We start from the raw sequence: 14,304 nt of genomic DNA, 5'->3' as shown, positions 1-14,304 counted from the left end.
TGGTTAAAACAAATCCTGCGGGTCAGATGATATTCACGCCTTCGCGGGGCACGAACATGTAGGTGTAGAAATCGTAGCTCACCACCATTTCTTGAACGTCTGTCTTGGTGGGGCCCTGGTTTACGGTCCAGTTGGCCGTGGCAGGGTCGGTGATGGGGTTGCCTGCGAAATCAAAGTCCGTGACCTGATCGGAGCCGTCTTTCTGGGACCACATGGAGGTGGTCAGGTCGTCGCAACGGACCCAGTGGTAGTCGCCGGTCCATCCGATGTCGGGGTCGGCATCGGAGATGAGCAGGGCCACGTAGTGACCCGGGGCGCCCTTTTTCGCATGGGAGTAGACCGCATCCAGAGTTTTTCCCACCATGGACAAACCGTCCAACTCGGCCCCGTGTGCCACATCCGAGCCCGTAAAATTGCTTGGTAGGCTGTAGCCGTTGAGACGCCCCGGCTGGGGAAAGGAGTTGCTGGCGATGACGCAGCCGTAGGCATAGCAGTTGTTGTTGGGCTGGTATTTCGCGGACATGAAGTAGCCTTCGCAGTCATGGGGCGGGTCGTAGGCGGCGGATTGGCCGAAGACCGTGGGCGCATACTGGGGGACGTTACCGATCCCCTCCACAAAGACATAGTTGGGGGCGATCACATGGTCTTCCGGGGCGGCTTCCTTGAGCAGGTGAAACTTGCTGTCGGGGTTGACGACGCCACAGAACTTGAGCCTTCCGGCATATTTCGCAAGATTTCGTGACAGGGGTGATGAGGGCATGGCTTGATCTCCTTATCTCGATGTGGCCCGTCCCGCGGTTTTTCAGGCAGGAACCCGGGATCGGGCCGGTTGGAAAGGGCGGGAGGCTCGGAAAATGGCAACCGGACAGGTGCACGCATTGGCCGCTTTGGGGATGATGCATACCACCTGCGGTTGCCCGGGTGGTGCAAAACGAAAGCTGGCTCCGGCGTGGTTCATTTCAGTTTTTCCGGCCAAGCCCATGCATGGTCATGGGCCGTCTTCGGATCTCAGCATGTCTGCGAAAAGGGCTGCGAAAAGGGTTGGGTCTCGGACGATGTGACGCGTACAGGCTGCATACCGGCGGCCAATGACGGCGATATGACGAAAAACAGGGCCTTCATGCTCCGTGGGCGGAAACTACGGTGTTTCCTTTAGGTGAGTTGTGGGTATTTATCGTTGTAAATAAGGCGTGTTGTGGGTCGCGAAGATCGTTGCATAGATCGGCTGAAAAATCAAGCGGCAGAACAGGGAAAAGGCCGAAAAAAGAACGGCTTGCGAGAGACTGCAGAGGGGGCGGGATGTGCACCCCCCCGTCCTCCGGGGCGCTGCGGCAACCACGGTGCCTTTAGTCCGGATATGTACTGAATTGATCTGGAATGTCCCGACTGTTCACATACACTTCTCAGCGTGTGTATTTTCAACCAGTTTTCAATGACGATGCTTGTATGGTTCGTGTAATCGGGCCATTACGCACGGTATGGGCCTGTCTGTTGCTTAAGCCTTCCCCCAGGGGAAGGCTTTGTGCTGATTTTATAGAGAAATGTAGTAAGGGAATAGCTGATTGTCTGGAAGATAAGGGGGCTGGACAGGAAAGTTGGGGGCCCGTGGCACAGAGGGGACAAAAGAATGGAGAAAAGGCGGGCCTCCGGTTGCCACCACCTCTCTTCTATTCCACCGGGCCGGAACGAGAGGCGGTTGTGTTTGAGGCAACCGGACATGTCTTGCTTTTTTCGGTTTTTTACACGTTCGTGAGCAGGCTCACAAGGAGGATCCCGTGGATGAGAAGGGCGCCGGTGAGGATGGCGATCTCTTTAATCTGTGGGCGTTTCATGGCGTGCCTTTCCCATGTGGGGTTGGATGGTGATGCCTTTGGTGACACTCCTTCGGAGCCCTGCCGCTTTCCGGAAACAGACCCCTGCCGGGCAGAAGAACCTGCACCAGAACCGGGGAATGAAAAACGACCCCCCCAGGGCCAGGGAGACCAGGTACCACTGCACGGTGGTTCCCTTGAGGCCGAAGAGGGTGGCAAAGGGCTCGATGGCCGCGTGGGCGGCATTGCCCGTGGCAAAGGCCACCATCAGGGCCAGCCAGGTGAGGCCCAGGGCCCCGGCCCGGAGGACTGCCTGGATTTTTTTGGGCACCGATACCCGGAGCCCTCCTGTGCGGGCGATAAGCTCCTGCAGGGCGCCGAAGGGGCAGAGCCGGGTGCAGTAGATGTTTTTTCCCGAAAGGGCGACAAGGGCAAGGCTCCCCGGCACCAGCAGCCACCAGAAGAGGTCGTCCCCGATGAAGGGGGCGTGGCCCATAAAGAGCGCCGCGATGTTGGAGACGGAGACCGGTCGGTTCATCATCAGCCCCAGAAAGAGGAAACCCAGGATCAGCAAGGGCATCTTTGCCCTGGTGAGTTTGAACCGCGTACAGGCCAGGGCGGCGGCAAACAGGGCCAGCAGGAGGAGCTCCTCTTTGCCTGCGCGCCAGCGGATATCCGGGGCGGGGCGCTTGACGCCCAGGACATCTTCGGCGGCAAGGGCCATACCGGAGTCCACGGCACGGGTGATGGCCTTGGACGAGATCGTGGCACCGCTCACCGCGTCGATGGTTTTCCCGACGCAGAGGGCATCACGGGGCGTCTTTCCTGCAAACTGTTCAAAGAACCCGTTGGCAAGGAGGTACTCGAAAAACAGGGGCGTCTCCCGGTGTTCCGGGACCAGGACCTCTTTCAGGACAAGCTTAGGCGTCAACACCGGGGCCACGGTCATGGGCCCGCCCCAGCCCGTGGTCCTACCCGGGTAGATGAGGTATTGCGTCTCGCCGCCATCCACCACCCGGTACGCCTCAGGGGAGGAACCTGTTTTTTCCACGGCAGCAGGGGCGAAATGATCGCTCAGGTACTGGATCGTCTTGTTTTCCCGGCTCACCCGGCCGTAGGCCAGGGCCCCTGCCAATGCAAGGACGCCAAGGATCGTGAGTGTTTTTTTTAGGTTCATACGTGTTTGTCTTTATGTCGGGCGAAACCCGAGTCGAAGGCCCTTGCACTTTGGCCCGAAGAACCGGGGCCAAAGCGCAAGGGCAATATGCTTTCAAGGCAGCCAGGTTAAAGATGCCTTCGGCGACCCTGCCGGGGGCCAAACTTTTGCAACGTTTGATAAACAGGTTTTAAAAACAGATTCAGGCCAATCAAAATCAAAGGCGAATGTGATTTTCCCTGAGAAACGAAGGGGAAAGCGCATTGGCAACCTGCTTTCAAGGTGGCACACCTTGCCGCCGGGGGCATCTTTTTGTTTTTTATGTCGTCTTTTTACCGGCGGGCGGCAGCTTCTTCCAGGCCATTCCCGCAAGGAGGACGGCGGGCAGGCCGAAGAAGAGGAGGCCCATGTTGGCGGCCTGGTGCTCATTTTCCAGAACAGAGCTCACCGACCAGGCCAGGGCAAAGAGGAAGAGAAAGAGCGAAATTCCGGACAGGACGAGGCTCTGGTTTCCTGCGCCGCGAACCTTCTTAAGGTAAACGATGCCCTGGATGCCCAGGGTGGTTAAGGCCCCGAGGATAAAAAAGAGGGTTTCAATACCGCTGAATACACCCATCTGTGTGTCTCCTTGTGGTGATTATGATTTCCAGAAATTGCTGACGGCTTTTTTGTCAAAGGAGTTGCCGTAGCCGAAGAGCTTGTCCATCTCCCGCATCATGGAGTGGGCCGGGCCGGGCATGAGGTGGTTGATTTTGTCCACCAGGCGATGGTGCCAGAAGTCCGGCTTGTTGTAGGGGCAGCTGGTGATGCAGGTGGCGCAGTCGCTTTTGGTTTTTCCCCAGGCCAGAAGGCATTTTTTCGCGTCGATGGCCCACTTGGCCACCCCCGGGTTGTTGCACTCATTGTGAACGGCAAAGGAGGGCTCCTTCTCCGTGGAGATGGCGTTTCCCGGGCAGGCGTCGGCACAGCGCATGCAAGTCTCGCAGAAGTGGCGGACCCCGAAGCTCACCGGCTTGTCATGGGCCAGGTCCAGCTCGGTGAACACCTTGCCGATGCGCACGCGGGGGCCGTACTCGTAGGTGACGAGGATGCCGTTTCGGGCCGCTTCCCCCAGCCCTGCGGCCATGCCGTAGGGGACGCTCAAGGCCACGTCGTTTCCGGCGGCAAAGGCTTTGTAGCCGATGTTCGTGATGAACCTGCGCAGGGATGCGCCGGTGATGGCCATCTGGGAGTATCCCTTGCCCACGGCGCCGCCGGAGACCCCGGACGGGGCCGTGGTCATGGCCCCGTAGTCCATCTCAAAGGCCATGACGATGACCGATTTGGGGGTAAAGGGCAGGTCCGGCGGCAGGTTTTTCTGCTTCTGGGGGTTGTAAAAAGAGGCGTAGGTCCAGCGCTCGTCGTAGGGGGTGATCCCCACCAGGTCGGCGCCCAGGAAACGGGCCGCTTTCTTGATGTAGAGGGAGGCCTCGTCGGGGGATGCAAAATCGTAGCGGTCCGGGGATACCTCATTGTCCCGGGCGTAGGCCACGGTGTCCGGGCTCGCCGTGGAGGCGCCGTCTGCGATGAGGGAGTCGATGTACCACCCCGCATCGGAGATGGCCTTGTCCAGGACGCGCTGCCCCAGCTCGGGCGAGGTGCTGCCCAACAGGCCCAGGGCCTGGCGTCCTTGGGGAAAATCCCCTGAGATGGCCTGGCAGAAGGCGGTGTTTTTCTGGTGAAACCGTTTGTAGACCGTTTCGTCAATGGTGACGGGCAGGTCCGGCAGCTCTTTTATGTTTGTTGCTCCTTTTGTCGCTTTGTCCGCGGCCTGGGCCGGCAGGCCGGCCATGAGGGCCCCCCCGGCCACGGCGGACGCGGCGCCGAGCTTGACAAAATTTCTTCGTTTCAGATCGACCTCTTTCTTTGATCCTTCTCCTGAATCCATTGATCCTCCTAAGGCAGTTGATCGGGCCCTGACAGTGGTGTCGGCGTGTGACGGCGTCGCAGTTGTCCGGGCGATTTTATCTCTGGCTTGTGTGCGCGGCCCATGGTTGCCTGGGTCGCTGCGTTGTGCCCATAACTGAGCACAAAGCGTGCCGGGTTGCCGGGCACAGGGGAACGGAGACCGTATCGTATGGAAATCATGGGGGCACTGCGGAAACCGGCGCGGCGGGGATCAACGGGCTGAAGGAGCGCCGGGGATGAAATGTCATCCCCGGGATGTCATTTCATCTGGATTCAGGGGGCTCGTCCCCGGCCGGGGAGGCCGATCTGGACAGGCCCAGCTTCTTGATCTTGGACGTCAGGGTCCGGGGGTTGAGCTTCATGACGGCAGCGGCCCCGTCCGGCCCGAACACTTTGCCGCCGGTGGCGGCAAGCACCGAGGCGATGTACCGGCGCTCGTTCTCTTCAAAGGAGTCCGGGGCTGCCGGGGCGTCTGTCATGGGGATGGACGAAAAGGAGATGCACGCCGGGTCCAGGCTGTCATCGGTGCTGAGGATGCAGGCGCGCTCCACCACGTTCTGAAGCTCCCGGACGTTGCCCGGCCAGTGGTAGGTTTCGAGAATATCGGTGAACCCTTTGGGCACGGTCTTGGCCTTGCGGTTGAGGGTGGTGCAGAAATTCCGGGTGAAAAATCGGGCAAGAAGGGGGATGTCCTCTTTGCGCTCCCGCAGGGGCGGGGTGGGGATGGGAAAGATGCTGAGCCGAAAGTAGAGGTCCGAGCGGAAGGTGCCCCGGCGCACCAGGTCCGGGAGGTCCCGGTTGGTTGCGGCGATGATCCGCACGTCCACTTTCAGGGTGTCGGTCCCCCCCAGCCGTTCGAACTCACCTTCCTGGAGCACGCGCAGGAGCTTGGCCTGGATCTCCAGGGACATCTCACCGATCTCGTCTAAAAAAATTGTCCCCCCGTCCGCCAGTTCGAATCGACCGGGTTTTCGCGAATGGGCCCCGGTAAAGGCCCCGCGTTCGTGGCCGAAGAGTTCGCCCTCCACCAATTGTGCGGGCAGGGTGGCGCAGTTGACCTTGACGAGCTTCTTCCCCGACCGTCCGCTCAACTCATGGATTTTCCGGGCCACCAGCTCTTTGCCCGTGCCTGTCTCTCCGGAGATGAGGACCGTGGTGGGGGTGGGGGCCACACAGCAGATCAGCCGGAAGAGCTCACCCGTGGCCCGGCTTTTGCCGATGAAATCCCGGAAGACCTCCCGGGGGTTTTCGGCATGGAGCTCCGGGGATTTTTCAGAATCCCGGCAGGGGTACTTCTCCTGAAAGGCCCGGAGCATTTCAGTGAGGCGAACGGTCTCGGAGAGGTCCGTGAAGAAGGCACACCCGAAGTCCCCGTGGTCTTCGTCTGCCCCGTAGACCAGGACCTGTACGGGAATCACCTTTCCGCGCTTGGTAAACAGGTTGTGAAGGGTCCCTGCCCCGGGGTCCTCACCGTAATAGGACCCTTTCTCTTTGCTGGTGTCCAGGACGACGAATTTGTAGAGGTAGTTCCCCGTGAGTTCCTCCGGGGCGTACTCCAGTTTGCGGGCGGCGTATCGGTTGACGCGGATGATCTTGCCGTCGGCGTCGTGCCAGACGATGCCCACCGGGGCCTGATCAAAGGCGAAGAGGGTTCGTTGTGCTTCCAGTCTGTTGTCGGTCATACACTGCGATTCCATGGTGGTTCCGGGTTACTCCGACGCTTTGAATTCCAGGATGTCGCCGGGCTGGCACGACAGGTGCTCGCAGATGGCATCCAGGGTGGACAGGCGAATGGCTTTGGCCTTGCCTGTCTTTAAAATGGACAGGTTCTGCTCGGTGATCCCGATGCGTTTGGCAAGCTGGACAGACTTCATCTTTCGCCTGGCCAGCATCACGTCTAAATTCACGATAATGGGCATGATCTCTCCGGTTCATTTTCTGGTCAACATAACATGGGCATGGGCCGGCGTCACCGCTGAGGCGGCCGGCAACGGGTCATGTGCCCGGACCCTTATACCGTAAATTGGCTCTCTTCGCTCAAGGCCCTGCCTTCATCCATGACCCAGGCGATAAAAAAGACGATGCCGGCCACCACCAGGGTGGTGAGCTCCGGCGAGCTGAAGCCGACGCTTATCATTCGTTCTCCAGGCGGATTGCCGATGGTGAAGATCACGCTCTTGGCCGATTCGTAGAGGATGGAAAAGACCACCCAGAGCACCAGGGCCTTGGCCGTGCTTTTGAACAGGCGGACGTGGGTAAAAGAGAAGATCTCCCCTTTGTTGTAATGGGCGAAAAGCTTTCGGAGGGTTATCAGGCCGTAGGTCAGGGCAGAAAGGGGCAGCAGGCTGCAAAGGAGCCCTGCAACCCGTAAGGCCGGGGACACATGCTCGGGGATCAGTGGCGTTGCCGTGGTGTTGATGTTGATGATCTCGTTGGGCAGCTGGTTGATGAAGAGCCAGTACAGAAGATAGTACAAGGGGATGGCTGCCATGAAAAAGGTGATGAGCATGTGAAACCGCTTACTGTTTTTTTTGATTTTTGACAGGTTGTCCACAACAGGTCTCCTTTGGTCGCGTTCTCGGTGAATGGCGATTGCGTTCTTATACATCAATCATTTATTATCGAAAAACAATAATTATTGGTACCGCAGGGTCTCCTTGTGTGTCAATCATTTATTATCGAAATTCGATAATAAAAAGGCAGGACACTCCTGTCCGGTCGGATGGGCAGGTGTCATCGACAGGCGGTGTGCGGGGATTGGATGGTTCGGAAGGGCTTTTTCCGGTGATGTCCTAAAGTACGGTGAACCCCAGGGTCTCATAAGGTTCAGAGAAAAAACCAAAAAGATGCCTCCGGCGGCAAGGTGTGCCACCTTGAAAGCAGATTGCGAATGCGCTTTCCCCTTCGTTCCTCAGGGAAAATCACATTCGCCATTAATTCAGATTAAACTGAATCTGTTTTTCAAACCCAGGTGATAGAAATTGGCAAAAGTTTGGCCCCCGGCAGGGCCGCCGCAGGCATCTTTAACCGGACTGCCTCCGGCGGCAAGGTGGGGGCACCTTGAAACCCTATGGCGAATGCATGGAGGCAGTCGTTTTACACACGCTTTCGGGGCATTCGCGTGATGTGTGACATGTGGCAGCCGTTTTTGCAGGAGAGGCCTATTTCATTCTTCTGGAAACACGATAACAGGCATTTGGAATTCGTTTGACTTTAACCGGAATAACTCCGGCGGCAAGGAGATCCATGGTGAACTCGCCTTACCGCTGCGTGTGCAAAAACGTAGGCTTATCTGTTTTCAGAAGCCTGGGGCAGGGTGGTCCCCCACTCCTTGAGGGCCAGGATGATGGGCTTGACGGGCTCGGCCATGTCCGTGAGGCTGTACTCCACCTTGGGGGGCACCACCTTGAACACCTCCCGGTGGATGAGGCCGTCGCTTTCAAGCTCCCGGAGCTGTTTGGTGAGCATCCGCTGAGTGATGGAGGGCATGTGCTTTTTCAGCTCACCAAAGCGTTTTTTTTCCGTCATCAGGTGGTAGAGGATGATGCCTTTCCATTTGCCCCCGATGAGGCCGAGGGCTTGTTCTACGGGGCAGTTGGGAACTCTGTTGGCCATGATATCTGTCTCCATGGTATACAAATTGATACTATAACACAAAATTGTACCTACTTGACCAAAAGATACTTTGTCCTTAGGTTGGATGTCAACATAAATACGACATCTTTACGGAGGACGATTCCATGAAAAAACAAGAGATTCTCGACGCCTTTATGTTCCGGCACGCCTGCAAGGAATTCGATGCGACGAAGAAAATACCCAAGGACGATTTTTCCTTTATCCTGGAGACCGGGCGCCTCTCCCCGAGCTCCTTCGGGCTCGAACCGTGGCATTTTCTGGTGATCCAGAACCAGGACCTGCGGGAGACCCTTGTGAAGGCTGCCTGGGGCGGTCAAAAGCAGTTCCCCACGGCCAGCCACCTGGTGTTTGTCCTTACCAGAAAGAGCCATTTCATGAAATACGACAGCGATTATATCGACGGGTTCATGGTGAACGTCCAGGGGCTGCCCCCGGAGATTGTCGAGATGAGGAAGGGGTTTTACGAAGCCTTTCAGGCCAAGGATTTCAAGCTGCTTGAGAGTGAGCGGGCCATGACGGACTGGGCCGCCCGGCAAACCTACATCCCCCTTGCAAACATGATGACGTCCGCTGCCATGATCGGCGTGGACAGCTGCCCCATGGAGGGCTTTGACCGGGAGACGATGGACGCCCTCCTCGCTTCGGAGCTGGGGATGGACAGGGACAAGTTTACCCTGGGCTATGCCGTGGCCTTCGGGTACCGCAAAGAGGCCCCCATGGAAAAAACGCGCCAGGAGATGGAGGCCGTTACCACCTGGTATGAATAGCGGTGTGTTTTGGTACCGCCTCCGGCCTTGCCGGAGGCATGGAACCGAGACATGGCACCCCCAAGGTGTTTCAGCCCTTCAGGGAGAGGATAAAATTTTTGATTTTTTTCAGGTGGGGGACCACCACGACCACGACGATGGCGATAAAAACGTACTGGATGATGTGGAAGCGGTCGTTCAGGAAATCAAAGCAGTAAAACCAGATAGCGATGGCGGTGAGGGTGCCCAGCAGGGTTGCGGACAGGTTCCGTATGAGACCCAGCCGGAGCATGTACCCGATGATGGAGCCCATGACCGGTCCGGTGACGGGCAGGGGAGCCATGACAAAGAGAAAAATGCCGATCCATCCGTAGGGCTCGATCTTGTGCTTGCGTTCCAGGGCTTTTTCAGTGAGGCGGTCCATGGCGTTCATGATCCACGGGACCCGTAAGTAGCTCTTGGTGCTGAGTACGAATCCTGAGTAGGTGAAGCAGACGATGAGGACTTCGATGTAAAAGTTGTAGCCGATGGACAGGGCTGGGCCCATGCCGGCAAAAATGCAGAGTCCCACGCCTGCGGCCCTGCCCCCGAAGGTGTGGGCGCCGAACACGAGGACAAGGGTCTCGGCTTGCTTCAGGTCGGTGACCGCGCAGTATCCCAGATACCCTAAGAGCAGGACGGTCAAAAACACGCCCAGAAGCAGGATCTTGAATTCAACGGAGTTTACAAGGGTATGTTTCATGGTGAATCTGTACCGTTATAGTGGGTGGAGGGTTCAGGCGTGTGACGGGTAACACACAGATAGGTGACTTTCAAAAGAACTATGCAGATGTTTTTATCACACCAGCAGCCCTTTACCAAGGGATAACGACCCCGCCCAAGGGTGTTACCTTCAGACTCCGGGCAGATACGTAAAAAAGGCCCGCATCCACCCATGATGGATGCGGGCCTTTTTTGCTTTCGTGTCACGATACCGTTTTACTTCAGCAACTCAACAAAGGCTTCCACGCGGGTCTTGAGCTGTCCCATGTCTTCCTGGCTGTAGTCGGTTTCGATGCGCAGGGTGGGAAGGCCTGTCTCTTCCAGCTCTTTTTCCAGGGGGATGGCTTCCATGGCATAGGGCTGGCAGAAGTTGAGGGTGTACTGAATCACGCCGTCGGCCTTTGATTTTTCCGCCAGCTCCTTGATGTGACCGGCTCGCTCGGTGTTGGGGGTGAAGATGGCGCAGTCGATGGCGAGGTAGCGGTCCACCAGGGCGTCCATGAGGCCGTCCATGTCGTCTGCGGAGTCGTCGGTGAGGTTGCGGCAGCCGCGCTCTCCCACGCAGGACTCCTCGGCCACGATGACAGCTCCCGAGGCCTCGATGACGGCGGGCAGCTTCCAGTTGGGCACGGCCATGGGGCAGCCCGAGACAAGGATGCGGGGGGTGCCGTCGGCAATGACGGAGGTTTTTTCTGCGATGCGTGTTTCCAGCTCGTCGCACAGGGCGTTGACCGCGTCGGTGAAACGGACCGGGTTGTCGTAGAAGAAGACCTGATTGGCGATGAGGGCGTCCAGGCCGGAGATGGGTAGCACCGGGTTGTGCCGGAGGGCGGCCAGGCGGGCCATGGCTTTTCGTTTGTTGTTGACGATGGCGATCCCTTTTTTCAGGGCGGCCGCATCAATGGTGTTGCCGGTTAAGGCCTCCACCGCCTCCTTGTAGCGGAGGAACTCTGCCTTCAACAAGGCCCGGCCTTCGCCTGATTTCACCTGGGGCAGGTCCATGACGTAGAGGTTGTCGGCCATGGTCCCAAGGGTCTCGTAGGCTTTCTTTTTGCCGTCGCAGGTGTTCTCTCCCACCACCATGTCCGAGCACTCCAGGTAGGGGCAGACCTTGGCGAGCTTGAACCCCAGGGACGATTTGATGAGGGCGCAGGTGTTCCGGGGCAGGTATTTTTCGACTTCGTCCATGGCAAAGTCGGCGCCGGAGCAGAGCCCCACCTGGATGGCTTCCGCCGCCAGGGAGATCTCTTCGGGCACGAAGACGCAATAACAGCCGATGACTTTTCGGCCCGCGGCCTGTGCGTCCACCAGCTCCTGAATACGCTGGCCGTGGACTTCGCTCATGACAAAGTCAAAGTACCCCATTCCTTCGGGGCGGTTTTCCTGGGCAAGGTAGATGTCGCCGTAAGCCTGGCCCAGCACGCTGAGCAGGGCATCGTGGGCCTCGATGTCAAGGCCTAGGTCTTTCCACATAGGGGTGTGATTGGTGGTCATGGGAGCTCCTTTGGGTTGGGTGATCATGTCTTGTCAATATGGATGAAAAAAGTAGGCCTCCAGGGTCGCGAATGCTCCCGGCCTTCGTTCCTCAGGCCGATCACATTCGCTGACGGGCTGCGCACGCAGGCAATGGGGGCCTTGCTGTTTTATGCGGGTAGGGTCTACAGAGCCTGCCTCCCGGAGGTACGAATGCTTCCGGAAACATCTGTAGGGTGCACTTTGTGCACCATGAATAACCGAAGCCTTCGGGCTTGCGAAGGCTCTCGAGGCATCATATGTCTTCGTTTCGGTGCACGGAGTGCACCCTACAGGTCTGATGCTGTTCGAATTTTATTCTGACAAAGCGACGACATCGTATCTATGGCCCACCAGTGCTTGTGATAAAGCCCGAACAGCATCCAGCTTTCGAGGTGTTTTCCGCCACTCTTGCCGCCGGAGTTATTCCGGTGAAAGCCAATTCAATGCGGAGAGCCCCGCAACGTGGTTTTTAGAAAAATGAAATGGGTATCTCCTGCAGAGACGGTTACCGAATTTCACACGTCGCGCGAATGCTCTGAAAACGAATGCATTGCGACGGCATTCATGCATTCGCAATAGGGTTTCAAGGTGCCCCCACCTTGTCAGATCATCTCCAAAAACGCTTCCACGCGGATTCGGATCTGCTCGGTATCCGACGGGGAGTAGCCGGTGTTGACGTGGAGGACGGGGATGTCGCACTCATTTTCCAGGGTGTCTGCCACGGTGGTGTGTTCCACGGTGTAGGGGTGGCAGCTCTGGAGGGTGGCATCCACCACGGCGTCTGCCCGGAACTGGGTCACAAGGTCTTTGAGCAGGTCAAGGCGCCTGGTGTTGGGGCTCATGCAGGCGCAGGGGGTGCCCAGGTAGTGGTCGGACAAGGCGTTGATCATGTCGGCTTCTTTTTCCACGGGGCGAAAGATGCTCTTGAGGCCGCCGCAGTGTTCCTGGGCCACCACAAGGCCTCCGAGTTCTTCCACGAGCCTCAGGACCTTGTCCGATCCGCTTCCCATGGGGCAGCCGGTGATGAGGACCCTCGGGGCACTGTTTTTTTCTGTCTCCGCCGGGGCGTTGGCCAGGATGGTTTGAAGAAGATCATCAAGCATGGCGTTGTAAGCCGAAAGGTCCACGGCCACGTTGCGGGACTCCATGAGCATGAGCATCTCTCGGCCCGTTAAGGGCGGCACGGGCCCTGCCATGAGTGTGGAGATGGCCATGAGGGCTTCGTTGCGGGTGTTGAGAAGATCTGCCTGGTGGGCCAGGCCCTCGTCGGTGATGACGCGCCCTGTGTGGTCTTCGATGAAGGCCTTCAGCCGTTGGACTTCGCTGCGCCAGAACTCTTTGGCCGGGGCGCTGTCCGCTGCGTAGGGCAGCTGCATCACGTGGACGGGTTTGAGGGCTGCCATGCGTTCGAACATTTTCTTTTTCCCGTCGCAGGTGGTCTCCCCGATGATGACATCGGCGGCTGCAAAATAGGGACAGGTGCCGGAGAGGGCAAAGCCGTAGCTGGACTTGATGAGGGGGCAAAGGGCTGCGGGGAGCTCGGTTTCGGCCACGGCGATGGGTTTTTCGTCCTTGCCGCAGAGGCTCACCGGGATCATGCCTGCGGCGCGGACCAGCTCTTCCGGGGCAAAGGCGCAGTAGATCCCGGCCACTTTGATGCCGTTTTCCGGGGCTTCGGCCAGGTGGCGCTGGCAGTGTTCGGACAGGAGGGTAAAGGGTTTCAGTGCTGCTTTGATGGCAGGGTGGGTGGTACGGGTCATGACTGTTTTCCTGAAGATGGGGTGATGAGTGCGTGGACGGAGACCGCCCCCATGATGACGACGCCGTAGACCATGCGGGTCCACAGGCCGGAGAGGCCGATGCTGATGATGCCTGCCTCGATCATGCCGATGATGATGGCTCCCATGAGGGTGCCGTAGATGGTGCCTGTCCCCCCGAAGACCGAGGTGCCCCCCACGAAGACGGCGGCAAAGACGAGGAGCATGTAGCCCTCGCCCTGGGTGGGCCACCAGCTGGCCATCTCCATGCAGACCATGGCGCCGGAGAGCCCGGTGACCATGCCCATGAGCACAAAGACGCCCGTGCGGACCTTTGCCGTGGGGATGCCCATCATGCGGGCGGCCTCCGGGTTGTCTCCGCAGAAGCGCAGGTGGTCCCCTGCCACGTGGCGATTCAAGATCAGCCAGAAGAGGCCGGTGAGCATAGCAAACCAGACCGCCTGGGCCGGAAGGAGATCAAACCAGCGGCCCACCATGAGGTGGTGAAGGGCTGTCTCCCGGATCTCGGGCATGTTCACGGCCAGGCCACCTGCCAGGAGCACGGTGGCCCCGCGCCAGAAGAACTGGGTGCCGATGGTGGCGATGATGGCGGGAACGCCGAATCCCACCACCAGCAGGCTGTTGAACCCCCCGGCAATGGCGCCCACGGCAATGGCCGCCATGAGCCCTGCCCCCGGACTGCCGGTCATGGCAAAGAGTTTGGAAAAGGCGAACCCGCAGGCCGCCATCACCGCGGGAAAGGAGAGGTCCATCTCCCCTGTAATGATGACCAGGGTCATGGCAAGGGCGACCATGCCTGCAAAGGGGATGGTGGAGAGGTAGGCGATATAGATCCTGCCGTGGAGAAAGGTGTGGGGGGCAAGGGCCATGAAACTTGCCAGCAGCAACCCGAAGATCAGGGTAATGGCCCATTGCACGGGGTTGTTGCGCACGTATGCTGGAATCGTCGTCAT

At 58.5% G+C, this 14,304-nt stretch carries 13 protein-coding genes; 1 reads left to right on the top strand and 12 read right to left on the bottom strand.

The genetic code is table 11. The annotated features are described in order from the left end of the window. Positions 1–22 precede the first annotated feature (22 nt). The 8 genes from BLQ12_RS11640 to BLQ12_RS11605 form a co-directional block, all read right to left on the bottom strand. The gene (locus tag BLQ12_RS11640) at positions 23–760 is read right to left on the bottom strand and encodes a hypothetical protein (protein WP_092210822.1); all 738 of its coding nucleotides are present in this window, start codon (positions 758–760) and stop codon (positions 23–25) included. Positions 761–1,812: 1,052 nt separating this feature from the next. Further along, positions 1,813–2,988, bottom strand: coding sequence for an FMN-binding protein (locus tag BLQ12_RS11635; RefSeq protein WP_092210821.1), 1,176 nt, complete (start codon positions 2,986–2,988; stop codon positions 1,813–1,815). Positions 2,989–3,286: 298 nt separating this feature from the next. Beyond that, positions 3,287–3,583: a VcrB family reductive dehalogenase putative membrane anchor gene (locus BLQ12_RS11630; RefSeq protein ID WP_092210820.1), complete on the bottom strand. Its 297-nt coding sequence runs from the start codon at positions 3,581–3,583 to the stop codon at positions 3,287–3,289. A gap of 21 nt (positions 3,584–3,604) precedes the next feature. Then, on the bottom strand, positions 3,605–4,894 hold the full coding sequence (locus BLQ12_RS11625) for a reductive dehalogenase (protein WP_092210819.1): 1,290 nt from the start codon (positions 4,892–4,894) through the stop codon (positions 3,605–3,607). Between the two features lie 283 nt (positions 4,895–5,177). Further along, complete coding sequence (locus tag BLQ12_RS11620) at positions 5,178–6,596, bottom strand: sigma-54 interaction domain-containing protein (protein WP_175469682.1); 1,419 nt, start codon at positions 6,594–6,596, stop codon at positions 5,178–5,180. Positions 6,597–6,623: 27 nt separating this feature from the next. Then, on the bottom strand, positions 6,624–6,833 hold the full coding sequence (locus BLQ12_RS11615) for a helix-turn-helix domain-containing protein (protein ID WP_092210817.1): 210 nt from the start codon (positions 6,831–6,833) through the stop codon (positions 6,624–6,626). A gap of 92 nt (positions 6,834–6,925) precedes the next feature. Beyond that, a complete protein-coding gene (locus tag BLQ12_RS11610) occupies positions 6,926–7,468 on the bottom strand; it encodes a DUF2975 domain-containing protein (protein ID WP_092210816.1) in 543 nt (180 codons plus the stop codon). A 734-nt stretch (positions 7,469–8,202) separates the two neighbouring features. Beyond that, positions 8,203–8,529, bottom strand: coding sequence for a winged helix-turn-helix transcriptional regulator (locus tag BLQ12_RS11605; RefSeq protein ID WP_175469681.1), 327 nt, complete (start codon positions 8,527–8,529; stop codon positions 8,203–8,205). A gap of 125 nt (positions 8,530–8,654) precedes the next feature. Between BLQ12_RS11605 and BLQ12_RS11600 the strand changes: the two genes are divergently transcribed. After that, positions 8,655–9,317 (top strand): NAD(P)H-dependent oxidoreductase, encoded by a 663-nt coding sequence (locus BLQ12_RS11600; RefSeq protein ID WP_092210814.1) that lies wholly within the window; start codon positions 8,655–8,657, stop codon positions 9,315–9,317. A gap of 70 nt (positions 9,318–9,387) precedes the next feature. Here BLQ12_RS11600 and BLQ12_RS11595 read toward each other — a convergent pair whose 3' ends face one another. The 4 genes from BLQ12_RS11595 to BLQ12_RS11580 all read right to left on the bottom strand — a co-directional run bounded on the left by BLQ12_RS11595 (position 9,388) and on the right by BLQ12_RS11580 (position 14,304). Beyond that, positions 9,388–10,038, bottom strand: coding sequence for a small multi-drug export protein (locus BLQ12_RS11595; protein WP_092210813.1), 651 nt, complete (start codon positions 10,036–10,038; stop codon positions 9,388–9,390). Positions 10,039–10,274: 236 nt separating this feature from the next. After that, positions 10,275–11,552, bottom strand: a complete 1,278-nt coding sequence (locus tag BLQ12_RS11590; RefSeq protein WP_092210812.1) for a double-cubane-cluster-containing anaerobic reductase — start codon at positions 11,550–11,552, stop codon at positions 10,275–10,277. Between the two features lie 623 nt (positions 11,553–12,175). After that, positions 12,176–13,333: a double-cubane-cluster-containing anaerobic reductase gene (locus BLQ12_RS11585; RefSeq protein ID WP_092210811.1), complete on the bottom strand. Its 1,158-nt coding sequence runs from the start codon at positions 13,331–13,333 to the stop codon at positions 12,176–12,178. Next, entirely contained in the window at positions 13,330–14,304 is a 975-nt protein-coding gene (locus tag BLQ12_RS11580; protein WP_092210810.1) for an ABC transporter permease, read from the bottom strand. The genes BLQ12_RS11585 and BLQ12_RS11580 overlap by 4 nt, the downstream gene beginning before the upstream one ends.

The organism is Desulfoluna spongiiphila, from assembly GCF_900101345.1.
GTDB lineage: Bacteria > Desulfobacterota > Desulfobacteria > Desulfobacterales > Desulfolunaceae > Desulfoluna > Desulfoluna spongiiphila.
The sequence above is the reverse complement of the archived record's forward strand: the minus strand, read 5'-3'. Positions and strand labels throughout refer to the sequence as shown.